The 24782-nt window shown below is 62.2% G+C and carries 15 protein-coding genes and 1 pseudogene; 11 read left to right on the forward strand and 5 right to left on the reverse strand.

From position 1 onward, the window contains the following. Positions 1 to 10: 10 nt before the first annotated feature. From V5B59_RS19370 to V5B59_RS19380, 3 genes and pseudogenes are all read left to right on the forward strand, one after another. Positions 11 to 1492 (forward strand): annotated as a pseudogene (locus V5B59_RS19370) (NAD-dependent succinate-semialdehyde dehydrogenase). A gap of 51 nt (positions 1493 to 1543) precedes the next feature. Beyond that, complete coding sequence (locus V5B59_RS19375) at positions 1544 to 3994, forward strand: EAL domain-containing protein (RefSeq protein WP_332352239.1); 2451 nt, start codon at positions 1544 to 1546, stop codon at positions 3992 to 3994. Then, complete coding sequence (locus tag V5B59_RS19380) at positions 3994 to 8511, forward strand: PAS domain S-box protein (RefSeq protein ID WP_332352240.1); 4518 nt, start codon at positions 3994 to 3996, stop codon at positions 8509 to 8511. The genes V5B59_RS19375 and V5B59_RS19380 overlap by 1 nt, the downstream gene beginning before the upstream one ends. Here the strand turns inward: V5B59_RS19380 and V5B59_RS19385 are convergent. Both V5B59_RS19385 and V5B59_RS19390 read right to left on the reverse strand, forming a co-directional pair. Further along, positions 8457 to 11567 (reverse strand): efflux RND transporter permease subunit, encoded by a 3111-nt coding sequence (locus V5B59_RS19385; RefSeq protein ID WP_332352241.1) that lies wholly within the window; start codon positions 11565 to 11567, stop codon positions 8457 to 8459. The two genes, V5B59_RS19380 and V5B59_RS19385, sit on opposite strands and share 55 nt — an antisense overlap. Next, positions 11564 to 12658 (reverse strand): efflux RND transporter periplasmic adaptor subunit, encoded by a 1095-nt coding sequence (locus V5B59_RS19390; RefSeq protein WP_169069660.1) that lies wholly within the window; start codon positions 12656 to 12658, stop codon positions 11564 to 11566. The genes V5B59_RS19385 and V5B59_RS19390 overlap by 4 nt, the downstream gene beginning before the upstream one ends. Before the next feature lie 392 nt (positions 12659 to 13050). Between V5B59_RS19390 and V5B59_RS19395 the strand changes: the two genes are divergently transcribed. From V5B59_RS19395 to V5B59_RS19430, 8 genes are all read left to right on the forward strand, one after another. Continuing rightward, a complete protein-coding gene (locus V5B59_RS19395; protein WP_288131144.1) occupies positions 13051 to 14130 on the forward strand; it encodes a pilus assembly protein PilM in 1080 nt (359 codons plus the stop codon). Then, positions 14127 to 14693, forward strand: coding sequence for a PilN domain-containing protein (locus V5B59_RS19400; protein WP_034911904.1), 567 nt, complete (start codon positions 14127 to 14129; stop codon positions 14691 to 14693). Before V5B59_RS19395 ends, V5B59_RS19400 begins: the two co-directional genes overlap by 4 nt. Further along, complete coding sequence (locus V5B59_RS19405) at positions 14690 to 15355, forward strand: type 4a pilus biogenesis protein PilO (protein ID WP_169069659.1); 666 nt, start codon at positions 14690 to 14692, stop codon at positions 15353 to 15355. Before V5B59_RS19400 ends, V5B59_RS19405 begins: the two co-directional genes overlap by 4 nt. After that, the gene (locus V5B59_RS19410; RefSeq protein WP_034911898.1) at positions 15352 to 15867 is read left to right on the forward strand and encodes a pilus assembly protein PilP; all 516 of its coding nucleotides are present in this window, start codon (positions 15352 to 15354) and stop codon (positions 15865 to 15867) included. The genes V5B59_RS19405 and V5B59_RS19410 overlap by 4 nt, the downstream gene beginning before the upstream one ends. Beyond that, positions 15868 to 17964: a type IV pilus secretin PilQ gene (gene pilQ, locus V5B59_RS19415; protein ID WP_169069658.1), complete on the forward strand. Its 2097-nt coding sequence runs from the start codon at positions 15868 to 15870 to the stop codon at positions 17962 to 17964. A 75-nt stretch (positions 17965 to 18039) separates the two neighbouring features. Next, entirely contained in the window at positions 18040 to 18570 is a 531-nt protein-coding gene (locus tag V5B59_RS19420) for a shikimate kinase (RefSeq protein WP_034916050.1), read from the forward strand. Continuing rightward, on the forward strand, positions 18558 to 19640 hold the full coding sequence (aroB, locus tag V5B59_RS19425; RefSeq protein ID WP_169069657.1) for a 3-dehydroquinate synthase: 1083 nt from the start codon (positions 18558 to 18560) through the stop codon (positions 19638 to 19640). The genes V5B59_RS19420 and aroB overlap by 13 nt, the downstream gene beginning before the upstream one ends. Further along, entirely contained in the window at positions 19633 to 20754 is a 1122-nt protein-coding gene (locus V5B59_RS19430; protein WP_034916054.1) for a deoxyguanosinetriphosphate triphosphohydrolase, read from the forward strand. Before aroB ends, V5B59_RS19430 begins: the two co-directional genes overlap by 8 nt. Before the next feature lie 12 nt (positions 20755 to 20766). Here the strand turns inward: V5B59_RS19430 and V5B59_RS19435 are convergent, their stop codons facing one another. The 3 genes from V5B59_RS19435 to V5B59_RS19445 form a co-directional block, all read right to left on the reverse strand. After that, the gene (locus V5B59_RS19435; RefSeq protein WP_169069656.1) at positions 20767 to 21228 is read right to left on the reverse strand and encodes a CBS domain-containing protein; all 462 of its coding nucleotides are present in this window, start codon (positions 21226 to 21228) and stop codon (positions 20767 to 20769) included. Positions 21229 to 21382: 154 nt separating this feature from the next. Next, the gene (pntB, locus tag V5B59_RS19440; RefSeq protein WP_169069655.1) at positions 21383 to 22798 is read right to left on the reverse strand and encodes a Re/Si-specific NAD(P)(+) transhydrogenase subunit beta; all 1416 of its coding nucleotides are present in this window, start codon (positions 22796 to 22798) and stop codon (positions 21383 to 21385) included. Between the two features lie 12 nt (positions 22799 to 22810). Further along, positions 22811 to 24403 carry a Re/Si-specific NAD(P)(+) transhydrogenase subunit alpha gene (locus V5B59_RS19445; RefSeq protein ID WP_169069654.1) on the reverse strand — a complete coding sequence of 531 codons (1593 nt, stop codon included), beginning with the start codon at positions 24401 to 24403 and terminating at the stop codon, positions 22811 to 22813. Between the last annotated feature and the right edge of the window lie 379 nt (positions 24404 to 24782).

A 24782-nucleotide genomic window follows, 5' to 3' on the forward strand; every position in this document is an offset into this window, starting at 1 on the left:
ACAGTATAAACTGCAGCTTTCAAGATTTTCGGGGAAAAGCCATGCACCTGCCGATCCGCGCCTGCTGCGCTCGAACTGCTACCTGGATGGTCGCTGGGAAGCCGCCGATGACGGCCGCACTTTGCCGTCAGCGACCCGGCGAGTGGCGAAACGCTGGGCCGAGGTGCCCTGATGGCGGCGGCCGAGACGGCGCGCGCGATCGCCGCTGCTGCGGCGGCGCCTGCCGGCCTGGCAGGAAGACGGCGAAGGAGCGGGCGACCGTCCTGCGCCGCTGGTATGAACTGATCGTCGCCAACGCCGAGGATCTGGCGCAACTGATGACCGCCGAATGCGGCAAGCCGATTGCCGAGGCGCGCGGCGAGGTCGCTTACGGCGCTTCCTTCGTCGAATGGTTTGCCGAGGAGGGCAAGCGCGCCTACGGCGAATCGATCCCGAGCCCGGCCAGCGACCGGCGCTTGCTGACCATCCGCCAGCCGGTCGGCGTCTGTGCGGCGATCACGCCCTGGAACTTCCCGCTGGCGATGATCACCCGCAAGGTCGCGCCGGCACTCGCCGCCGGTTGCACGGTGGTGGTCAAGCCGGCCGAGCAGACGCCGCTGACGGCGCTGGCGCTGGCGCGTCTGGCGCACGACGCGGCACTGCCGGCGGGGTCTTCAACGTGCTGACCGGCGATCCGCTGGCGATCGGTGGCGCGCTGACCGCCAGCCCGGTGGTGCGCAAGCTTTCGTTCACCGGTTCGACCGAGGTTGGTCGCCTGCTGATGGCGCAGTGCGCGCCGACGATCAAGAAACTCTCGCTCGAACTCGGCGGCAACGCGCCGTTCATCGTTTTCGACGACGCCGATGTCGCCGCGGCGGTCGAAGGGGCAATCGTCGCCAAGTATCGCAACACCGGCCAGACCTGCGTCTGCGCCAACCGGCTGCTGGTCCAGGACGGCATCTACGACCGCTTCGTCGAGGGCTGGCAGGCGCGTGCAGTCGCTCAAGGTCGGGCCGGGCAGCGAGGAAGGCGTCGCGCAGGGGCCGCTGATCGACGCGGCGGCGCTGGCCAAGGTCGAGGCGCATATCGCCGACGCCGTCGCCGGCGGCGCGCGCGTGCTCACCGGCGGCAGCCGGCACGCGCGCGGCGGCACTTTCTTCGAGCCGACGGTGCTCGCCGACGTGACGCCGGCAATGCGTGTGGCGCGCGAAGAGACTTTCGGGCCGGTGGCGCCGGTGTTCCGCTTCTCCAGCGAGGCGCAGGCGTCCATGGCCAACGATACCGAGTTCGGTCTCGCCGCCTATTTCTATACGCGCGATATCGCGCGCTGCCTGCGCGTCGGCGAAGCGCTCGAATACGGCATGATCGGCATCAATACCGGCCTGATCTCGAACGAGGTGGCGCCCTTCGGATCGGCGTCAAGCAGTCCGGCATCGGCCGCGAAGGCTCAAGGCATGGCATCGACGAGTATCTCGAGATCAAGTACCTGTGCTTCAGCACGGTCGCGCCCTGAGCGCGGCAGCCGACGCCGGACCTGATCCTGCTCGACATCATGATGCCGGAGATGGACGGCTACGCCGTGCTGCATGCACTGCGCGAGAACCCGGTGACGCGCGACATTCCGGTGCTATTCCTGACTGCGCGCGGTGATCCGGGTGACGAGGAGTACGGTCTGTCGATCGGAGCGGTGGATTACCTCGTCAAGCCGATTCAGCCAGCGGTCGTTCTTGCGCGCGTCCGTAATCAGCTCGATGTCAAGCGCGCGCGTGACCTCCTGCGTGACCACAACGCCTGGCTGGAAGCCGAAGTCAGCCGCCGCGTCGCCGATAACCGCCGCCTCGAGGACGCCAGCCGCGAGGCGCAGGCGCGCCTCAACCATCTGCGCGAGCTGATCCTGAGCACCGCCGACGAGGGCATCTACGGTACCGATGCCGACGGTGTCATCAATTTCGTGAACCCTGCCGCTGCCGAGATGCTCGGCTATCGCCGCGACGAACTGATCGCTTACCCGGCGCACGCCATCTTTCATCACGCGCGCGCCGACGGCAGTCCCTATCCGGAAGCCGAGTGCCCTCTGGTGACTTCGCTGGCCGGCGGGCTGACCCTGCGTGACCAGGAGGAGACTTTCTGGTGCAAGGACGGCAGCGCGCTGCCGGTCGCGTATTCGAGCGTGCCGATTTTCGAGGCCGACCGCCTGCTCGGCGCCGTCGTCAGCCTGCGCGACATCAGCGAGCGCAAGCGCTATCTGGCGCAGCTCGAACGCCAGTCCAACTTTGACGACCTGACCGGCCTTCCCAATCGCAACCTGCTCAACGACCGTCTGGCGCATGCCATCGCGCAGCCGCGGCACGCGCCGGACGGCGCGCTGGCGGTACTGGCGATCGAGCCCGACCGCTTCCAGAATGTCAACGAAACACTCGGCCGCGAGGCCGGTGACCGCGTCATTGCCGAACTGGCGGAGCGCCTCGTGGCGCACGTGCAACCGGCTGATACCCTCGCCCGACTCGAAGGCGACGAGTTCGTGCTGGTCGCCGACATGGGGCGTGCCGAACTCGCCAGTGACCTCGCGCAGGCCATCATCGCGGCGATGACGCGACCGATGCTGGTCGACGGGCGTGAGCTGACGCTCGGGGTGAGCATCGGCATTGCCTTTTTTCCAAAGGACGGTGGCCACGCTGAGGAACTGCTTCGCCACGCCGTTTCGGCGATGCACAAGGCGCGCGCCGAAGGCGGCGGCCGCAGCCACCTCTACTCCACCGATATGGATTCGCGGGCTCTCGAACGCCTGGAGCTGGAAGGCGAACTGCGTCGCGCCATCGGCAACGGCGAGCTGCTGTTGCATTACCAGCCGCAGCTCAGTCTGCGCACCGGTCGCATCGTTGGCGCCGAGGCCCTGGTGCGTTGGCGGCACCCGACGCGCGGCCTGGTGCCGCCCGCAGCGTTCATCCCGCTGGCCGAGGATACCGGTTTGATCATGCCGCTCGGCGAATGGGTGCTGCGGCAGGCCTGCGCGCAGAACCAGGCCTGGCAGGACGCTGGTCTGGCGCGTATCCGTGTCGCCGTCAATCTCTCGGCGCGACAGTTCGAGGGTCAGGACATGCTCGCCTTGGTTACCGCAGTGCTCCAGGAAAGCGGCCTGAACCCTGCCTGCCTGGAACTCGAACTGACCGAGAGCGCGGTGATGAAGGACGCCGAGGCGTTCATCCGCACGACGCAGCAATTCAAGGCGCTGTCGGTGTTGCTGTCGATCGATGACTTCGGCACCGGCTTTTCCTCGCTGAGTTACCTTCGCCGTTTCGCGATGAACCACCTGAAAATCGACCAGTCCTTTATCCACGACATCAACCGCGACCCCGACAACGCGGTGATCGCCCAGGCGGTGATTTCGCTGGCACACAATCTGCGCATGTCGGTCATCGCCGAGGGCGTCGAAAGCGAAGCGCAGCTGGCTTTCCTGCGTGCTCGCGGCTGCGACGAAATGCAGGGCCATCTGTTCAGCCGGCCGTTGCCGGCCGCCGAGTTCGCAGCCTTGCTGGGCAGCGGCCGCGCGCTCGAGTTGCCGGCCGACCCGGCAGTACCGACGCGCACCCTGCTACTGGTCGACGACGAAGCCGACACCCTCTCGTCGCTGCAGCGCCTGTTCCGACGCGAAGGCTATCGCGTGCTGACTGCCGGCAGCGGCACCGAGGCTCTCGACCTGCTCGCCACGCATACGGTCCAGGTCATCATCTCGGATGCGTGCATGCCGGTGATGGATGGTAGCGAGCTGCTCGGCAAGGTGCGCGTCCTCTACCCCAATACCGTGCGCATGATGCTCTCCGGCTACACCGACCTGCAGGCGGTGACGCGCGCGGTCAATAGCGGCGAGCTGTACCAGTTCATCATCAAGCCCTGGGACGATGTCAAACTGGTCGAGGCGGTGCGCGCCGGATTTCGCTACCATGAATCCCGCCGTGCGGCCACCCATGGCGTTGCCCAGCAATTTGTGCCCGACGGCATCCAGGCAGTACCGTGATGACACCCATGCGGTCGGATGGCCGCGCGGCAATGTTGCGCGTGGTGCTCATCTATGCCTTCGTCGCCACCCTCTGGATCCTTTTTTCCGACACCTTGATCGGGCATCTGGGGGTACAGCCGGAGACGCTGGTGATGCTCGGCATGCTCAAGGGCCTGGCTTTCGTCGGGCTGACTTCGATGCTGCTGTACGCCCTACTGCGGCGCCTGCCGGAAGGCGCAGCAGCGACCCCGGCCGGCGGCGGCAGTCGACGGCTGCTGCTGTCGGTGGCGGCACTGGCGCTTCTGATCCTGATCGTCGGCGCCGCGGCGATGCGCCAGGTGGCCGAGCGGCAAGAGACCCGACCGGCCGATCTCTTCTGGATCACGCTGAGCATCGCCGCCGCACTGTTCGCGGTTGTCTTCCTGGGCATCATGCTCCATCAACAGCAGCGCCTGCGCCTCGCCGAGTCGCTTCGGCAGGCACAGGCTGAGGCGCTGCGCAGACAACAACTCGTCGACCAGCAGCGCGCAGAGCACCTGGCACTCGCCAGCCACTACCAGACGATGATCGGCGAGGCGCGCGACATCATTCTCCTGCTCGACGAGAATGGTCAGATCGTCGAAGCCAACGCGGCGGCTGTTGCCGCCTACGGCTGCAGCGCCGACGAGTTGCGCGGCATGCATATCCGTGACCTGCGCGGCGAGGAAACCCGCAGCACCCTCGGGGAGCAGTGGCAGGCTTCGGCCAGGCCCGACGGGGTCCTCTTCGAAACCGTGCACCGACGCCGCGACGGAACCTGCTTTCCGGTCGAAGTCAGTTCCCGCGCTTTCTCGGTCGAAGGCAAGCTCTACCACCAGAGCTTCGTCCGTGACATCAGCGAGCGCAGAAAAGCGGACGAGGCGCTGCGGCGAAGCCATCGCGCCTTGCGCACCTTGAGCGAATGCAATCAGGCGTTGGTCCGTGCCAGCGACGAGGCGACCCTGCTCTCCGACATCTGTCGACTGCTCGTCGACTTCGGCTGCTACCGCCTGGCCTGGGTCGCTTATACCGATGGCAGCGATGAGCCCTTTAGCGTTCGTCCGGTCGCGCAAGCCGGTTACGAAGACGGCTACCTGGAGACCGTCCGCATCCGCAGTGATGACGTCGAGCGTGGGCGCGGCCCGACCGGCACGGCGATTCGCGAGCGGCGACCAGTGCTGGCCCAGAACCTGCAAAGCGATCCCGCCTTCAAACCGTGGCGCGAGGCGGCGCACCGGCAGGGCCATGCGGCTTCGATCGCACTGCCGCTGCTCGCTGGCGACGCGGCCTGCCTTGGCGCGCTCAATCTCTACGCTGGCGAGGCGGAGGCCTTCGACGCCGACGAGACCCAGTTGCTCGTCGAACTGGCCGACGACCTCGCTTACGGCATCCGGGCGCTGCGCGACCGGGCCGCAAGGAATGCCGCCGAAGCGACGTTGCGCGCCACTGCACAGCAGCTCGAGCACCTGCTCGAAGCCAGCCCGACCATTCTCTACGCTCTGCGTTTCATCGACGGCGTGCCACGTGCGCAGCAGGTCAGCGCCAATGTCGAACGAATCAGCGGCTACACGGTTGCCGAAGCGCTGCAGGATGGCTGGTGGGAAGCCGGCCTGCATCCCGACGATCGTGCAGCGGCGCTGCGCTTCTCTGCGTCCTGTGGCGGCATCACGGTGCACGAATATCGTTTCGCACACAAGCAGGGTCACTACCTCTGGATCCGCGACGAACTGCGTCTGATCCGCGACGCTGCCGGCCAGGCGGTCGAGATGGTCGGCGCGTGGACCGACATCAGCACCGCTCGACAGGCGATGCTGGCGCTACAGGAGAGCGAAAGGCGCTACCGCGAGATATTTGTGGCGAATCCGCAGCCGATGTGGGTTTATGACCGCGAGACACTGGCCTTCCTCGACGTCAACGCTGCCGCGATCCGCCGCTACGGCTATCGCCGCGAGGAATTCCTGGCCATGACCATCAAGGACATCCGGCCAGCGGAGGAGATTCCCCGCCTGCTGACCCGTGTCGCGCAGGTCGAGGTCAACGTCGATGCCGGCGTCTGGCGGCATCGACGCCGAGATGGCAGCGAGCTGTTGGTCGAGATCACCTCGCACGCGCTGGATTTTGGTGGCCGGCGTGCGCATGTGGTGCTCGCCCACGATATTACCCAGCGCGTGCAGGCCGAGGCCGAACTGCGCAAGCTCTCGCTGGCGGTCGAGCAAAGCCCGGAGAGCATCATCATCACCGACATCGACGCGCGCATCGAATACGTGAATGAGGCCGCCGTCCGCAGCAGCGGCTATTTGCGTGTCGAGTTGATCGGTGAGAACCCGCGCATCCTGCAGTCGGGCAAGACGCCGTCGCGCACGTATAGGGCGCTGTGGGCAGCGCTGAGCGCAGGCCAGGTGTGGCGGGGCGAGTTGCACAACCGCCGCAAGGATGGCGTCGAGTACGTCGAATTTGCGATCGTCACGCCGATCCGCCAAGCCAACGGGCGCATTACCCACTATGTTGCGGTCAAGGAAGACATCACCGAGAAGAAGCGGATCGGCGCCGAACTCGACCGCTACCGACATCACCTGGAGGAGATGGTGCAGGAGCGAACGGTGCAGTTGGCCGAGGCGAGCGCGCGCGCCGAAGCCGCCAACCGCGCGAAGAGCGACTTTCTGGCCAACATGAGTCACGAGATCCGTACGCCGATGAACGCCATCATCGGCCTGACGCATCTCCTGCAGAGCAGCGCGCCGACGCCGCAACAGAGCGAGCGCCTGGACAAAATCAATGCCGCTACCCGGCATCTTTTGGCGATCATCAACGATATCCTCGACCTGTCGAAAATCGAGGCCGGCAAGCTGGCTCTGGAGCAGGACGATTTTCCTCTCGCGGCAATCCTGGACAGCGTCCTTTCGCTGATCGCCGAGCCAGCGCGCACCAAGGGCCTGACGGTCGAGATTGTCGAGCCTCAGGAGCCGCTGTGGCTGCGCGGCGACGCGACCCGCTTGCGCCAGGCGCTGCTCAATTACGCCAGCAATGCGGTCAAGTTCACGGAATGCGGCCGCGTCATCCTGCGCACGCGCCTGCTCGAAGAGGCGGGCGACACCCTGCAGCTACTTTTCGAGGTCGAGGATACCGGCATCGGCATCGCCGCCGAAAAACTGCCGCAGATCTTCGAAGCCTTCGAACAGGCGGATACTTCGACGACGCGCAAGTACGGTGGCACCGGCCTCGGCCTGGCGATCACGCGCCGTTTGGCACGTCTGATGGGTGGCGATGCCGGCGCCGACAGTGTGCCCGGCCAGGGCAGTCGCTTCTGGTTCACCGCCTGCCTGCAGCGTGGTCGCGGGGTCATGGCGGCGCCCCTGGTCGAGCCTGCGGTGGACGCCGAAGACACCTTGCGCCGGTGTCATGCCGGTGCGCGCCTGTTGCTTGCCGAGGATAACGCGATCAACCGCGAGGTGGCGCTCGAACTGCTGCACGGCGTCGGGCTCGCCGTCGACAGTGTTGCCGATGGCCGTGCGGCGCTGCGCATGGCAACGGCAAGGGACTACGCGCTGATCCTGATGGATGTGCAGATGCCCATGATGGACGGTCTGGAGGCCAGCCGCGCGATCCGCGCGCTGCCGGGCCGGGCCGCGCTGCCGATCGTGGCAATGACCGCCAATATCTTCGAGGACGATCGGCGTGCCTGCGTGGCAGCCGGGATGAACGACTTTGTGGCCAAGCCGGTGGAACCCGAACAACTGTTTGCGACGCTGCTGCGCTGGCTGACTCCCGCCCAGCCTGGCCGCCGCACGGCCAGCACGCCGGCTCCGTCTGGGGAGCGGCTGGCAACGCGGCCAGAAAAGTCAGAGACGCTGGCGCGCCTGACGAGCATCGCCGGCCTCGACGCTGTCGCCGGGGTGCAACTGCTGAACGGCAATGTTGCCAGCTATTGCCGTTTGTTGCGCCTCTACGTGGACAGTTACGGCGAAACGATTGTGTCGATGCCGCAACAACTGCGGAGCGGTGAGCACGACGAGGTGCAGCGCCGCGCGCACGCGATCAAGGGGGTTTCGGCCAATCTGCGCGTCGCCGGCGTCCAGCAGGCGTGCATCGCCCTGGAAGCAGCGCTGCGCGCCGGCGATGCCGCAGCAGACGATCTCGAAGGGCTGGTGATGACGCTTGCCGAGCGTTACACGGCGGTGTGCGCGGCCATCCGCAAGGCGCTAGACGCTGCGCCGGACGCCGCCGGCGCCGGCACGGTGATCCTTGCGCCGGATTGGGACGGTGTGCGCAGTGTCCTGGCCGAGCTCGAAGCGCTTCTCGCCAGCGACAATCTGCGCGCCAATCAGTTGGTCGATGAGAACGCGGCACTGTTGCACACTGCCCTTGGCCATTTTGCTGGCGAGATCGAAGGGCATCTGCGTCAGTTTCGCTATCCAGATGCACTTGATGTCCTGCAGCGTGCCCGGCGTGCGTATCCGCAAGCTCAAACCTTGGCGGCCGCGCCTGCGGTTCTTGCATCGACCGGCCTGACCCGGTAGCAGGCGGCATAGAGCGCCGGCAGGAACCATAGGGTCAGCAGCGTGGCGACGATCAGCCCGCCCATGATGGCGACTGCCATCGGTCCCCAGAAGACGCTGCGGGTCAGCGGAATCATCGCCAGGATGGCTGCTGCGGCAGTCAGCATGATCGGTCGGAAGCGCCGCACCGCCGAGCCGATGATTGCTTCCCAGGCCGGCTTGCCGGCTTTTTCGTCCTGTTCGATCTGGTCGACGAGAATCACCGAGTTGCGCATGATCATCCCTGAAAGCGCGATGACGCCGAGGTTGGCGACGAAGCCGAAAGGTACCTGGAAGATCAGCAGCGCCAGCGCGACGCCGATCAGCCCGAGCGGTGCCGTGAGCAGTACCAGCAACATGCGGCCGACATTCTGCAACTGGATCATCAGCAAGGTGATGACACCAACCAGCATCAACGGCATCACCGCCTTGATCGAATTCTCGCCCTTGGCCGACTCCTCGCTGGCCCCTCCGGCCTCGATACGAAAACCGGGCGGCAACTGGGCGCGCAGCGCGTCGAGCAGGGGATCGATCTGGGCGGTGACGGCGGGCGCCTGCATGCCGTCGAGGAGGTCGGCACGTACGCTGACCGTCGGCAGACGGTTGCGGCGCGCGATCACGGTATCTTCGAGAGCAAAGCTGATCTTAGCCAGTTGCGCCAGCGGCACGTAACGACCGCTGCTGGTATGGATGTTGATGTCGGCCAGCGCCGAGATGCGGGAGCGTTCGTCGCCAGCGGCGCGCGCGACCACGTCGACCAACTGGTCGCCTGCACGCATCTGCGTCACGGTGACGCCGGTCAACATCGAATTGAGGAAAGCCGAGAGTTCCTGCGAACTGACGCCGAGTGCGCGTGCGCGATCCTGATCGATGTCGATACGGATCATCTTGCCCATCTCGTTCCAGTCGAAGTTCACTTCCTTGAGGTGTGGATTGGCGCGCATCACGCTGGCCACTGCCGCGGCGAGCTGCTGCAACTCACCGAGGTCTTCGCCGGAAACCCGAAAGACGACCGGAAAACCCACCGGCGGACCGTTTTCGAGGCGCAGCACGCGCGTGCGCAGGCTGCTCCATTCGCCGCCGGCATCGGCAAAGCGTTCTTCGAGGCGTCGCTTGAGATCCTCGCGCGCCGCGAGGTCGTGGGTGGTGATGACCAATTGCGCGAAATTGTCGTTGAACAGTTGCTGGTCGAGTGGCAGGTAGAAGCGCGGGCTGCCATTTCCGAGATAACTCGCGAAGTACTTGATCGAGCGCTTCATCTCCGGCTCGGCAAGGATCGCTTCGACCTTCCGGCTCGCCGTTTCGGTTGCTTTCAGGGAAGCGCCGTTCGGCAGCCACAGGTCGACCAGCAACTCGGGACGACTCGATGCTGGAAAGAACTGTTTCTGCACACCCAGTCCCAGTCCTGCCAGTGCTGCCGCGAAAGCGATCAGCGTGGCGGCGATCACCAGCCAGCGATGCCGCAAAGACCATTCGATGGTCGCGCGCACACGACGATAGAACGGCGTCTGGTACGTCTCTTCCTCGTGTTGTTGCGCCTGGTGGTGCAGTTTTTCGGCGTCCAGCAGCAGGTAGCCCAGGTAGGGGGTGAACAGCACCGCCACAACCCAGGAAACCAGCAGCGCGATGCTCACCACCGCGAAGATCGAAAAGGTGTATTCACCGGCACCGGACCTGGCGAGACCAACCGGCATGAAGCCGACGGCGGTAATCAGGGTGCCGGTGAGCATCGGAAAAGCGGTCGAGGTATAGGCGAAGGTGGCCGCGCGGAAGCGATCCCAGCCCTGTTCCATTTTCACGACCATCATTTCGACGGCAATGATCGCGTCGTCGACCAGCAGGCCAAGCGAGATGACCAGCGCGCCGAGCGAAATCCGCTGCAGGTCGATCCCGAATATGGCCATCAACAGGAAGGTGACCGCCAGCACCAGCGGGATCGACAGGGCGACGACGGCGCCGGTGCGCAGGCCGAGGCTGAGGAAGGAAACCGCCAGGACGATCAGGACGGCTTCGGCCAGCGAGGACATGAAGAGGTTCATCGACTGGCGGACGATCTGCGGTTGGTCGGCGACGACGTGCATGTCGATTCCCAGCGGCAACTGCTTCTGCAGGCGCTCGGTTTCGGCACGCAAACGGTCGCCGAGCTGGATCACGTCGCCCCCCTTGTTCATGGCGATGGCGATGCCGACCGCTTCCTGCCCCTGAACGCGCATGCGTGGTGTCGGGGGATCGGCAAAACCACGTTCAACCGTCGCGATGTCGCCGAGGCGGAACAGGCGCCCGTCGGCCTGGATGCCGATCTCGCGAATGCTCTCCTGCGACTTGAAATCGCCCGAGACGCGAATGCGCACCCGGTCGGACGGCGTTTCGTAGAACCCGGCGGGAGTCATCGTGTTCTGCTTCTGTAGTGCGTCGAAGATCGCCAACGGATTGAGACCGAGCGTCGCCAGCTTGGCGTGCGAAACCTCGATGTAGATTTTTTCTTCCTGGACGCCGATCAACTCGATTTTCTTGACGTCGGGTACCTGCCGCAATTCGCGGGCGATGCGGTCGGCTTCACGACGCAGCGTGGCAAGGTCGAAGCCATCGCCGGTCAGAGCGTAGATGCTGATGAAGGTATCGCCGAATTCGTCGTTGATGAAGGGGCCGAGAACGCCTTGCGGTAGCGTATGCCGCATGTCACCGATCTTCTTGCGGACCTGGTACCAGGTTTCCGGAACCTCCTTCTTCGGGGTGTAGTCCTTGAGCAGAACGGTGATCAAGGACTCGCCGGAGCGCGTCTGCGAGCGCAGTACGTCGACCCAGGGGACTTCCTGCAGGCGCTTTTCGATCCGTTCGGTGACCTGCAGTTGCACTTCGTTCGCAGTAGCGCCCGGCCACAGTGTACGCACCACCATCGCCTTGAAGGTGAAGTCCGGATCCTCGGCGCGGCCGAGCTTGAAATACGCAAGCACACCACCGAGCATCAGCACGACGATCAGATAGGCAACCAGCGAGCGGTGGCGAAGCGCCCATTCGGACAGATTGGGAGAAGTCATCGCCCGGAGGTGCCTTGCCGATCCTTTTCCGGCAGGGTTTCGTCAAACCGGGGCGCCTGTTCGATGACCTGGACGTGCTCGCCGCTGCTCAGCTTATGGACGCCGGCGACGACGATTCTTTCGCCGGTCTGCACGCCGCTGTCGAGTACGGCGGTGTCTTCCCGATAGCTGGCAAGCACTACCGGTCGCAAGGCGACGGTCTGGTCCGCGCTGACCACCCATAGCGCTGGGTGGCCAGCGTGCTGAAAAATGGCCGTCAGCGGCACCGTCAGGCGAGCCCTCTCTTGTGGGCGATGGAAATGCACCTTGGCGGTCATCCCGAGTAGAACCCGGGCATCCGGATGGTGGATAGACACGCGTGCCGCGTAAGTGCGGGTGACCGGGTCGGCAACCGCCGACACTTCGCGCAGCGTTCCCGGATAGCTGGCCTCGTGGTCGGCCCACAGGCTCACCGCAGCGGACCGAAGCGCGCGCAACTCCGGCATGCGTGCCTCGGGGATCGAGATGGCGACTTCCAGGGTGTCGGCACGCGCCAGTCGCATCACGGTCTGCCCAGCCGCGACGACCTGGCCGACTTCAGCCGTGACGAGTCCGATGACCCCCGCCTGTTCGGCTTTGAGAATCGTATAGGCGGTCTGGTTGCGGGCCAGTTCAGCCTGTACCTGCGCGGCCTTGAAGCTGGTCTCCTTGGCATCGAGGGCCGCCTGGCTGACGAAGTTCCTGGCATGCAGATTCCTGAAACGATCGAGATCGGCAGCAGCAAGGTCCAGTTGCGCCGAAGCCGCCGCTGCCGACAGCGTGCTGTCCGCCGGATCGAGCCTGGCCAGTACCTCACCGGCCTTGACCATGCTGCCGGCATCGACCAGGCGGGCAGTGATCTTGCCGGGAATGCGGAAGGCGAGCGGGATTTCGTAACGTGAGCGAACCTCTCCCGAGTAGGCGAGAACCTCGTCCCCCGCGCTTTTGCCAAGAACCTGTGTCAACACCGGCCGGGCGGGTTCGGGCACTGCCGGCTGCTTGCCGCAGGCGGTGGGCAGGGCGAACAGCGCGAGCAGCAGAATGTTTCGGGGAAAGGCAGTGTTCAGCCGCATACCGTGCCTCCAGTCAGGTGCGCACCGGGGTCAAGGGTCTGCACCGCGCAAAACATGCAACACAGCAGCCTGGGAGCAATGATCGGGCCAGTAATGTATCTGTTGCGGCCAGTGGAGTCAATTGGCGAGGATTGTCCGCCAGTGGCCTGCCGGAGAACGCTGGCAGTGTCGGTGGCGCTCCCATTCGCAGAGCCGATTGATTGTAAAAACAATCAGATAAACAGGCCGGGTGAGGGTTTGTGGGGTTCACGCAAAGCACCACCAGGGTGGCGCTGAAAGCCTCCAGAAATTTCTTTACATGCCGTAACCTTGTTGTTAGCATCAAAAGGAGAGTCTCCATAGGTACGCTAACTGCAAATTATTGAAGGGTTTTTTAGGCGAGGGGTGGCAATTTGCAGCTTGATTTTTCGATTTTTAATCCCAAGGCGCGCTCGCTGGTCGGTCTGGATATCAGTTCGTCTTCGGTCAAAATGGTGGAGCTGGCCAGTGATGGCAAGGGCGGCTACCGTGTCGAGCGTTACGCGATTGAAGTCTTGCCAAGGGATGTCGTTTCGGATGGCAACATCGTCAACCTGGAAGCTGCTGCGGAATCCGTCCGGCGAGCCTGGAAGAAACTTGCGACCTCGACGCGGCAGGTGGCCATTGCCCTCCCGGCGTCACATGTCATTACCAAGAAAATCATCGTCCTGGCAGGGCAGCGCGAGGAGGAACTCGAATTGCTGGTAGAGTCCGAGGCCAACCAGTACATCCCATTCCCGCTCGATGAAGTCAACCTGGATTTTCAGGTGGTCGGGCCAGCGCCGTCTTCTCCTGACGAGATCGAGGTTCTGATTGCTGCGTCGCGCAAGGAAAAGGTGGAAGATCGTGTTGCCGTTGCCGAATCGGCCGGCCTCAAGCCGAAGGTACTGGATGTGGAGTCCTACGCCATGCTTGCTGCTTTTGAACTGATCGAAGCGCAGCTTCCCGAAGGCGGCAAGGGGAAGATCGTTGCCTTGGTGGACATTGGCGCCAATGTGATGAACCTGACCGTTCTGCGCAACGGTCAGCAACTCTATGCTCGCGAACAGGCATTCGGCGGCAATCAACTGACACAGGATATCGCGCGCCTTTTTGGGATGAGTTTCGAGGAGGCGGAGGCCGAGAAACGCCGTAATAATCTGCCGGAGAAATACGAAACCGAACTATTGCGGCCATTTCTTGAGTCGCTGGCTCTGGAACTGTCGCGCGCACTGCAGTTCTTCTTCACTTCGACGCAATTCAACGAGGTCAACCACATTGTCCTCGCAGGTGGTTGTGCAGTGATCCCGGGCGTCGACGAAGTGGTTGCTTCCCGGACACAGATCAACACGATCATTGCCAACCCGTTTGCCAACATGCTGCTCGCCGAGCGGGTTCGCGGCAAGAGTCTGCTGGCCGATGCTTCGTCGTTGATGGTTGCCTGTGGTCTTGCGCTGCGGAGATTCGACGCATGATACGGATCAATCTTCTGCCGCATCGGGAAGAGAAACGCAGGGCGCGGCGGCAACAGTTTTACGCCTTGCTGGGCCTGGTGACGCTGCTTGCGGGGCTGATTGTGGTTCTGGTCTACTCGGTGATTGCCGGTTACCTTTCGGCGCAGGACGCCAGGAATGATTTTCTCAAGAAGGAGATCGCCGTCCTCGACAAGGAGATCGATCAGATCAAGCGGCTCAAGGAGCAGAGCGATGCCTTGATGGAACGCAAACGGATCATCGAATCGTTACAGCGCGATCGGGCAGAGGCGGTGCGTTTGCTGAGCGAACTGGTCAAACAGATGCCGGAGGGGGTATACCTGCGCTCGCTGAAGCAGGAAGGGCAAAGGATCAGTCTCGGCGGTTATGCCCAGTCCAGTGCCCGGGTATCGACGCTGATGCGCAATATCGAAGCATCGCCGTGGCTTGAAAAACCGCAGTTGCTGGAAATCAAGGCGGTGCTGGTAGACAAGCGGCGCCTCAATGAATTCACCATGAATGCCTCGCTCAAGAGGACAGCCGCCGTGGCAGGAGGGCAGAAGTGAAAACGAGGGCTCTTCAGAGCATCGATTACAGGGCAATCTTCAGGGATTTCCAGGATCTGAATCCCAGGGACGTGGGGACCTGGCCACTGGTACCGCGTCTGACCCTTTTGTCAGGCTTGTTTTTGGTGATCGTTTTGGGCGGTTGGTGGTTCTTCTGGGACGAACAGTTGGTATCCCTGGAGAGCAAGCAGCAAACCGAATTGAAGCTCAGGGATGAGTTCATTGCCAAGAAGAAGCTGGCAGTAAACCTCGACCTGTACGTGCAGCGCCTGAACGAGATTGACCGTTCCTTCGGTGCACTCCTGAAACAGTTGCCCAACAAGTCTGAAGTCGAAGCTCTGCTGGTCGAAATCAACCAGGCGGGTATGGGAAGAGGCCTGCAGTTCGAGTTGTTCAAGCCCGGATCAGAGCAAGTCAAGGACTTTTATGCGGAACTGCCAATCAACGTGCGCCTGACCGGCTCTTATCATGACTTGGGTGCTTTCGCCGGGGATATCGGCAAGCTGTCCAGGATCGTCACCTTGAACAATATCGCCATTACCCAGAACAAGGATGGAACCCTGGTAATGGATGCCATTACCAAGACCTTCCGCTATCTCGACGAAGAAGAGTTGGCTGCGAAGAGGAAGGCTGCCCAAGCTGCGAAGGCTGGAAAGAAATGAGGAGACTCGCTGCCCTGCTTGGCACGATCTTTCTGGTCGCCTGTACCGCTGGCGATCACGAGGATTTGCGTGAGTGGATGAAAACCGCGGCTCAGGATACCAAGGCCAAGATCCCCCCCTTGCCGGTGGTCGAGCCCTACGAGGCTGTGCCTTATGATGTGGGCGGTCTGCTTGACCCTTTCAAGCCGGCCAAGGTGGGTCCCGAGGAGAGGAAAGGTGGCGGAGGCTTCCGGCCTGACCTCGATCGACCGAAGGAACCATTGGAGCTTTATCCCCTGGAATCGCTGAAATACGTCGGCGTGATGACCAGAAACAAGGTGTCGTATGCCATTATCCAGGTTGACGGTACGTTGTACCAAATCAAGATCGGAAATTACATGGGGCAGAATTTCGGCGTGGTGGTCAACGTTTCCGAGTCGGATGTCACTCTACGAGAACTCATCCAGGACTCCGCGGGTGACTGGGTGGAGAGGACGAGCACCTTGCTGTTGCAGGAGAAGGGAGCAAAGTAAATGAAGCACATCAAACCATACCTGCTCGGCTTGCTTGCCGGTGCGCTGCTGGCTCTCGGAATGGCGAATGCACAGGATCAGCCGAATTCGATTGAGTCGATGAATGTCGTCCAGCAAGGCGCGGTGTTGAACGTCAAGCTCACCTTCAAGGAACCCTTGCGAGCACTGCCGGCAGCCTTCAGTATCGCCAGACCGGCGCGCATGGCCTTTGATTTTCCGAACACGACCAATGGCCTCGGCAAGTCGAGTCAGGCGTATAACGAGGGCGATCTGAAGAGTGCCAACATCGTCCAGGCGGAGGACCGCACGCGCCTCGTCCTCAACCTGCAGAAAGCAATGACCTACGAGGCAACACTGGATGGCAACAGCCTGCTGCTTGCCTTGGTGCCGAGCGCGACTCCTGCGGGCACGGCGCCGGTGGAGCATTTCGCGCAGGCATACCCCTCTGCCACTTCCAACAGCATTCGCGACATCGCCTTCCGGCGCGGCAAGGATGGCGAGGGACGGATCACGGTGGACCTCACCGACGTCAATGCGGGAATCGACATCAAGCAGCAAGGGTCGACACTGGTGGTCGATTTTGCCAAGGTGACGGTCCCGGAGGTGCTGCGCAAACGTCTGGACGTGACCGATTTCGCGACCCCGGTGTTGACCGTGAATACCGTTCAGCAGGGCGCCAATACGCGCATGACCATCACTCCGCGTGGCCTGTGGGAACACAATGCGTATCAGAGTGACAATCAGTTCGTCATTGAAGTCAAACCGGTCATCGAGAATCCGAACAAGCTGGTGCAAGGGTCGCGTGGCGGTTATCAGGGCGAGAAGCTGTCGCTGAATTTCCAGAATGTCGATGTACGCCGTCTGCTGCAGGTGATCGGCGAGTTCACCGGCATGAACATGGTCGTCAGCGATTCCGTTGGCGGCTCGATCACCCTGATCCTGAAGGACGTGCCCTGGGATCAGGCGCTGGACATCATCATGCAGCAGAAGGGTCTGGACATGCGCAAGAATGGGAATGTCATTCTGATTGCGCCACGCGAGGAAATCGCGACCAAGGAGAAGCTCGATTTCGAGTCGCGAGCGCAGATCGGCGACCTCGAGCCCTTGCAGACCGAGAGTTTCCAGATGAACTACATCAAGGCTGAAGCAGTGCAGAAGCTGCTGGTTGACCCCAAACAGACCTTGCTCTCGAAGCGCGGCAGCGCGCTTCTCGATGAACGCTCGAACATGATGTTCGTCAAGGACACGCCGAGCCGCCTCGATGATGTGCGGGCAATGATCGCCAAGGTGGACACTCCTGCCCGGCAGGTGATGATCGAAGCGCGAATCGTGGAAGCTGGTGATTCGTTTGCCAAGAATCTGGGCATTCGTCTGTCCTTTGGCGCCACAAACAAGACCTCTGTGGTAGATTCGGTCACCGGCCAGGTGACCACGACTGTGGAGCCGTTGAAAGACAAAGGGTACATCGTCAACTCGGACCCCAGAAGTGCGACATACGGTCTCGTGAATCTGCCGGCTACGCCAAGAACAGGGACACCAGGACTGCTCAACCTGAGTTTGTTCGACAACACACTGACGCAGTATCTCAACCTGGAAATATCGGCTCTGGAAGCAGATGGCCGTGGCAAGGTGATCTCGAGCCCACGTGTCATGACAGCGAACCAGGTGGAGGCGATCATCGAGCAGGGCGTAGAGATTCCCTATCAGCAGGCGACGAGTTCCGGTGCCACCAGCGTATCGTTTAGAAAAGCGAATCTCTCATTGAAGGTGAAGCCACAGATCACTCCGGATGGCAAGATCACCATGACCCTGGATGTCAACAAGGACACCCCGAACACCCGCTTGTCGACAGGAGCCGGGGTGGCTATCGATACCAAGCACGTCAAGACCGAAGTGCTGGTCGATAACGGTGGCACGGTGGTGATTGGTGGCATCTACACGCAGGAAAAGCGCACCAATACCCAGCGCATCCCATTTCTCGGCGACCTCCCCTATGTTGGATGGCTGTTCAAGAATCGGGAATGGATTGACGACAAGACCGAACTGCTGGTCTTCATCACGCCGAGGATCGTTGCCGAGAACCTGTCGCTGCGCTGATCGCTGCCTGGCTTACTGCAGCGGCCAGCTGGTGCTGCGCCGTTGCCGTGTCTGCGCATGCGATAGAATAGGCTCGTGAACAACGACCAATGCAACGTCTACCTGGTAGGCCTGATGGGGGCAGGAAAAACGACCATCGGCAAGGCTCTGGCCAGGCGCCTGGCCTATCATTTCGTGGATACCGACCACGAAGTGGAAGCGCGTACCGGTGTCGGTCTGCCGACGATCTTCGAAATTGAAGGGGAGGACGGCTTTCGCAAACGCGAGGCACAGGTCATCGCCGAACTGGCCGCTTTGAAAGGTCGTGTCGTGGCGACGGGAGGCGGTGCCGTGTTGCGGCCCGAGAATCGGCAGAACCTGCAAACGAGTGGTCTGGTGATCTATCTCGATGTGCCGCTGCCAACGCTCCACGAACGGACGCGGCACGACAAGAAGCGGCCGCTGTTACAGGTGAGTGACCCCCGCCAGAAGCTCCGGGAACTGCATGCACAGCGCGATCCGCTGTACCGCGAAGTCGCCGACCTGATCGTCAGTGGCAGCCGAATCACGGTGCAGTCCGTTCTGAATTTGCTGATCAAGAAGGTGGGAGAGTCATGGAAACGCTGACGGTTGCACTCGGGGATCGTTCCTACCCGATTCATGTGGGGCGAGGGCTCATCGAGAGCGCCGAGTTACTGGTGCTGCGGCAGCCGAAAGCGGCGATCGTCAGCAATACGACCGTGGCACCCCTGTACCTGCAGCGCCTGGCAGATCCTCTACGCCGGGCCGGGGTTGAAGTCGTCGAGATGGTGCTGCCCGATGGCGAACGGTTCAAGGACTGGCGAACCCTCAATTCGATTTTCGACGGCTTGCTGGAGCGACGCTGTGAACGGTCAACGACCTTGATCGCCCTCGGTGGAGGGGTCGTTGGCGACATCACGGGTTTCGCGGCGGCCTGTTTTCAGCGCGGCATGCCCTTCATCCAGGTGCCGACGACTCTGCTTGCTCAGGTCGATTCGTCTGTGGGTGGCAAGACCGCGATCAATCACCCCCTCGGCAAGAACATGATCGGGGCTTTCCATCAACCACAGCTCGTGCTGGCCGATACCGATACCCTGAATACGCTGCCGGACCGTGAACTGCGGGCTGGCCTGGCAGAAGTCATCAAATACGGTTTGATCCGGGACTTGCCCTTTCTCGAATGGCTTGAGGCCAACCTGGAGTCCCTCCTGTCCCGAGAACCGACGGTGCTGGCTGAAGCGATTTGCCGTTCATGCCGGAACAAGGCCGAAGTGGTGGTCGCTGACGAACGGGAAACGGGCGAGCGAGCCCTGCTCAACCTCGGCCATACCTTCGGGCATGCGATCGAAACCGGCGTCGGCTATGGCGAATGGCTGCACGGTGAGGCCATTGCGGTGGGCTCGATGATGGCGGCCGAACTGTCTTCGCAGCTCGGCTGGATCGATCGGGATGAACTTCTGCGTGTCGAGCAGCTTTTTCGGCGTGCGGGCTTGCCGGTGTACGGGCCGGCCTTGAAGGTCGAGCGCTATCTGGAACTGATGCAGCACGACAAGAAGGTGCAGGATGGCAAGCTCCGCCTCGTTCTCCTGCAGCAGCTCGGGAAGGCGGTACTCAGCGACGCAGCACCGCCAGCCGAAATCCGCAGAGCCATCGGCGCACGCTCCGCGCATGCCTGAGCTTGCCCCGTACGCGGTCACCACGTTCAATTCACGCGGTCGCCGGTATTCCGACAGCGAGCCCGCCCATCGCAGCGAGTTCCAGCGTGACCGCGACCGGATCATCCATTCCACCGCCTTCCGGCGCCTCGAATACAAGACCCAGGTTTTCGTCAATCACGAAGGCGATCTCTTTCGTACCCGCTTGACGCACAGCCTCGAAGTTGCGCAGATTGCGCGCGGAATTGCGCGTTCGCTACAGCTCAACGAGGATCTTGCCGAAGCCATTTCGCTCGCTCACGACCTTGGCCATACGCCTTTTGGCCACGCCGGTCAGGACGCGCTCAACGATTGCATGCGTGAGCATGGCGGTTTCGAACACAATCTGCAGAGTCTGCGGACGGTTGACCTGCTGGAAGAGCGCTACGCTGCTTTTGATGGCCTCAACCTCTGTTTCGAGACCCGCGAAGGCATCGTCAAGCATTGTTCCCTGGACAACGCTCGCCAGCTTGGCAAGCTCGGTGAGCGTTTTTTCCGGCGCACACAGCCGTCACTCGAAGCGCAGATCTGCAACCTGGCCGATGAAATCGCGTATAACAATCATGACGTGGACGACGGATTGCGCGCCGGGCTGATCACGCTCGAACAACTTCAGGAGGTCAGCCTGTTTTCCCGGCACGTTGCCGATGTCCGGAAAGAGTATCCCGGAGTGGGCGGGCGCCGGCTGATCCACGAAACCATCCGGCGCATGATCAATGTCCTGGTTTGCGACCTGATCGAGACCACCGAAAAACACATTGCACGGCAGAGACCTCGGGATCTTGCCGAGGTGCACCTGGCGCCGCCACTGGTGGCGTTCTCCGACGATTTACACGCAGCGCAGCGTCACCTGAAGCGCTTCCTGCGAACCCAGCTCTATCAGCACTATCAGGTCCTGCGGATGGCCAGCAGGGCGAAACGTATCATCAGCGATCTGTTTGCCGCTTTCACCAGCGATCCGCGCTTGCTGCCCCCGCAATATCAGGTGCTTGCTGACGGTGACCAGGCCCGCAGGGTGGCCGACTATATCGCCGGAATGACCGACCGCTATGCCATCAAGGAACATCGAAGGCTGTTTGCAATTGGCGAGAGCTGACGCGACTTCCCATTACGGTGACGGCCAATCCTTGATGTACGCCTTGAGCAGCTTGTTTTCGAGGTTGCGCTCTTCGAGCACGGCCTTGGCAACATCGTGAAAAGAGACGATCCCGACGATGGTGTCTCCTTCCATGACTGGTACATAGCGCGTGTGCGAATCCACCATGATTCGACGCAATTCGTCCACGTCCATGTCCGGATCAGCAGTTCGGGGGTTGCGGTCCATCGCCTCGATGACCAGGATCTCGGCAATCGGCGGGGTTGGCCCGACCCGACGCTCGGTCTGGCGTTTGGCGAGGATTGCCATCACTTCGCGGAAAGTCAGCATCCCTGCCAGCTTGCCTCCCTCCATGACGATCACCGAGCCGATGTCATTGTCGGCCATCATGATGACCGCTTCCGATAGTGGCGAATCGGGATGTACGGCAAACAGTGCGGAATCTTTGACCTGCAGAACTTCTTTGACCTCCATGTCACCCCCTAGAGATAGGATAGCTGGCGGATGCGCCTTGCACTTATCGGTGAGATTCTACCAGATGTCGATCCACATCCGAAAAATTCGCCCTGCGAAAAGCGCAACGCCCGCGCATGCGGGCGTTGCAGAACGAACGAGGAAGGTCTCTCGATCAGCTCTTCAGGGCAAGCAGCACCTCATCGAGCATCTTCTTGGCATCGCCAAAGAGCATCCGGTTGTTTTCCTTGTAGAAGAGAGGGTTGTCCACCCCGGCGTAGCCGGAGGCCATGCTGCGTTTCATCACGATCGAGGTTTTTGCCTTCCAGACTTCCAGGACTGGCATGCCGGCGATCGGGCTGTTCGGATCATCCTGGGCGGCCGGATTGACGATGTCGTTGGCGCCGATGATCATCGCGACGTCGGTCTTCGGAAAATCGTCATTGAGTTCATCCATTTCCTGGACGATATCGTAGGGCACCTTCGCTTCGGCCAGGAGAACGTTCATGTGGCCGGGCATGCGGCCTGCCACGGGGTGGATGCCGAAGCGAACGTTGACGCCTTTCTCGCGGAGTAGCTTGGTGATCTCGTAGACCGTGTGCTGTGCCTGTGCCACGGCCATGCCATAGCCGGGAACGATGATCACGTTCTTGGCTTCACGCAGCAGTTCGGCAGTTTCCGGAGCGATGATCGGTACCACTTCGCCTGCCGGTTGGGCACCGCCAGCGGCCGCAGGCGTTCCTCCGGTAGTGCCGAAGCCACCTGCGATGACGCTGATGAAGTGGCGATTCATCGCCGCACACATGATGTACGACAGGATTGCACCGCTCGATCCGACCAGCGCGCCGGTGACGATCAACAGGTCGTTCGAAAGCATGAAGCCGGTGGCTGCTGCGGCCCAGCCAGAATAGCTGTTGAGCATCGAAACCACCACCGGCATGTCGGCGCCGCCGATCGCCATCACCATGTGGATGCCGAAGAGCAGCGCGATGACCGTCATCACGATCAGCGGTGTCATGCCGTCGCTGACCGAATGAGCGTGCAGGAACTCGCGTCCAAAGTAGATGACGACCAGCAGTCCGGCGAGATTGATCCAGTGGCGAGCCGGCAGCAGCAGCGGATTGCCCGAAATCTTGCCGGAGAGCTTTCCGAAGGCGATGACCGAGCCCGAGAAGGTCACTGCACCAATCAGGATGCCAAGGTAGATTTCCACCTCGTGAATGGATTTCTCTGCGCCGCTCATATGCGCCGAAGCGCCAGGATCGATGTAGTTCGCAAAACCGACCAGCATTGCCGCGAGGCCGACCATGCTGTGCATCAGTGCGACCAGTTCGGGCATCTGGGTCATCTGTACGGTGCGGGCTGCATAGATGCCGACGCTCGCGCCAACCACCATCGCAGCGATGATCCACGCATAACCGCTACTGCCGACGTGCGGGCCGAAGACCGTCGCCAGAACGGCGATGGACATGCCGATGATCCCGTACAGGTTGCCGCGTCGAGAGGTTTCGGGATTGCTGAGTCCGCCGAGGCAGAGGATGAAGAGGATGGTTGCTCCGAGGTAGGAGACGGTTGCCAAGCTTTCAGACATGTTCATCAACTCCTATTTGCGGAACATAGCCAGCATGCGCTGGGTTACGGCGAAACCACCGAACATGTTGATCGTCGCCAGTACGATGGCACCGACTGCCAGCCAGCGAATCCAGTCGTCCGGACGACTGAGCCCGATGTCGAGTGGCGGCGCGATCTGCACCAGGGCACCGATGGCGATGATGCTGCTGATCGCGTTGGTGACGCTCATCAACGGCGTGTGCAAGGCCGGTGTGACATTCCAGACCACCATATAGCCGACGAAACAGGCCAGCACGAAAACCGTGAAGTGACCGAGGAAGGCCGCAGGCGCGCCCGCCCCGATGAACCAGAAGATTACTGCGGCGGCGGCAAAGAGCATGGCCACGGCGGTGCCGGAAGCCGGAGCGCTGCCCTTGCCATGACCATGCGATTTTTTCGCGGCAACCACCGGCTGGGCCGCCGCCGCTGGCGCAACTGGCGCTGCCGATGGCTTTGGTGCCGGGGGCGGCCAAGTGACATTGCCTTCCTTGATTACAGTCAGGCCGCGGATGGCTTCGTCTTCCATGTTGACGTCGATGATGCCGTCCTTGGTCTTGCACAGTTCCTCGGCGAGGCGGAACAGGTTGGTGCTGTACAGCGTCGAAGACTGCCGAGCCAGGCGGCTGACCAGGTCGGTGTAGCCGATGATGGTGACGTCGTGCTTCACCACCGCCCGGCCGGGCTCGGTCAGCTCGCAGTTGCCGCCCTGTTCGGCAGCCATGTCGACGATTACGCTGCCCGCTTTCATTGAGCGCACCATCTCGGCGGTGATCAGCCTGGGCGCCGGCTTGCCGGGAATCAGCGCGGTGGTGATGATGATGTCCACCTCCCGGGCTTGCTTGGCGTACATCTCGCGCTGGGCTTTCTGGAAGCCCTCGCTCATCACCTTCGCGTAACCGCCGCCGCCGGAACCTTCTTCCTCGTAATCAACCTTGACGAATTCACCGCCCAGCGACGCGACCTGATCGGCCACTTCGGCACGCGTGTCGTTGGCGCGAACGATCGCGCCGAGGTTGGCGGCAGTGCCAATCGCCGCCAGGCCGGCGACGCCAGCGCCAGCAATGAAGACCTTGGCCGGCGGAACCTTGCCAGCCGCCGTGATCTGGCCGTTGAAAAAGCGACCGAAGGCGTTGGCGGCCTCGATGACGGCGCGGTAGCCAGCAACGCCAGCCTGGGAGGTCAGCGCGTCCATCTTCTGGGCGCGCGAGAGCGTGCGCGGCAGCGAGTCGATGGCCAGCACGGTCGCCTTGCGCGCAGCGAGTTGCTGCAGAAGCTCGGGGTTCTGGGCCGGCCAGATGAAGCTGACCAGCGTGCTCCCCTCGCGCATCAGGCCGACTTCTGCTGCTGACGGCCCACGTACCTTGAAGATGATGTCCGACGACGACCAAAGGTTGGCCGCTCCTTCGGCGATCGCAGCGCCGGCAGCCTTGTACGCGTCGTCCGAGATGTTCGCGGCATCGCCGGCGCCGGATTCGACCTGCACGGCGAATCCCAGCTTGATCAGTTTTTCAACGACCTCGGGTACGGTCGCAACCCGTTTTTCTTCTGCAGCAGTCTCTCTGGGAACTCCGATTGTGAGCGGCATTCATTCCTCCATCATTTGTAGTGCCAGTGTTCAAAAAGCCGGTCCGCAGGGCGCGAAACCAGCGTCCCCCAAAAATATCGAGTCCGGATGTTCAAAGCGGTGGGAGAGCCCCCATCCGGCAATCGCTGCCGGGCGATCTTCCCCCTGCTTGTGGCGCAGCCGACCCGGCGCGCCGGTCTGAGCTTAGCACAAGTCCGGTGCGGACTTTACCATGACCAGCACGTCGAATAACGCAGTGCATGTGTTGGCGCAAGCAATCACGGCGTACCGACAGATGCGCGGCCTTGTTTTCTGGCCGGATCATTCCGTCTTGCCGGCATCGAACGAGAAACCCGTGCGCAGTGCAGGTGGGGCGTTGTCGTGGCGATGGCCGGTTATC

Source organism: Candidatus Accumulibacter contiguus, assembly GCF_036625285.1.
Lineage (GTDB): Bacteria > Pseudomonadota > Gammaproteobacteria > Burkholderiales > Rhodocyclaceae > Accumulibacter > Accumulibacter contiguus.

Bases quoted from the DNA above. Each gene is read 5' to 3' on its own strand.
- V5B59_RS19385 (WP_332352241.1), bottom strand. From the start codon at position 11,567: ATGACTTCTCCCAATCTGTCCGAATGGGCGCTTCGCCACCGCTCGCTG.
- pntB (WP_169069655.1), bottom strand. From the start codon at position 22,798: ATGTCTGAAAGCTTGGCAACCGTCTCCTACCTCGGAGCAACCATCCTC.
- V5B59_RS19380 (WP_332352240.1), top strand. From the start codon at position 3,994: ATGACACCCATGCGGTCGGATGGCCGCGCGGCAATGTTGCGCGTGGTG.
- V5B59_RS19445 (WP_169069654.1), bottom strand. From the start codon at position 24,403: ATGCCGCTCACAATCGGAGTTCCCAGAGAGACTGCTGCAGAAGAAAAA.
- V5B59_RS19430 (WP_034916054.1), top strand. From the start codon at position 19,633: ATGCCTGAGCTTGCCCCGTACGCGGTCACCACGTTCAATTCACGCGGT.
- pilQ (WP_169069658.1), top strand. From the start codon at position 15,868: ATGAAGCACATCAAACCATACCTGCTCGGCTTGCTTGCCGGTGCGCTG.
- V5B59_RS19390 (WP_169069660.1), bottom strand. From the start codon at position 12,658: ATGCGGCTGAACACTGCCTTTCCCCGAAACATTCTGCTGCTCGCGCTG.
- aroB (WP_169069657.1), top strand. From the start codon at position 18,558: ATGGAAACGCTGACGGTTGCACTCGGGGATCGTTCCTACCCGATTCAT.
- V5B59_RS19400 (WP_034911904.1), top strand. From the start codon at position 14,127: ATGATACGGATCAATCTTCTGCCGCATCGGGAAGAGAAACGCAGGGCG.
- V5B59_RS19410 (WP_034911898.1), top strand. From the start codon at position 15,352: ATGAGGAGACTCGCTGCCCTGCTTGGCACGATCTTTCTGGTCGCCTGT.
- V5B59_RS19435 (WP_169069656.1), bottom strand. From the start codon at position 21,228: ATGGAGGTCAAAGAAGTTCTGCAGGTCAAAGATTCCGCACTGTTTGCC.
- V5B59_RS19375 (WP_332352239.1), top strand. From the start codon at position 1,544: ATGGACGGCTACGCCGTGCTGCATGCACTGCGCGAGAACCCGGTGACG.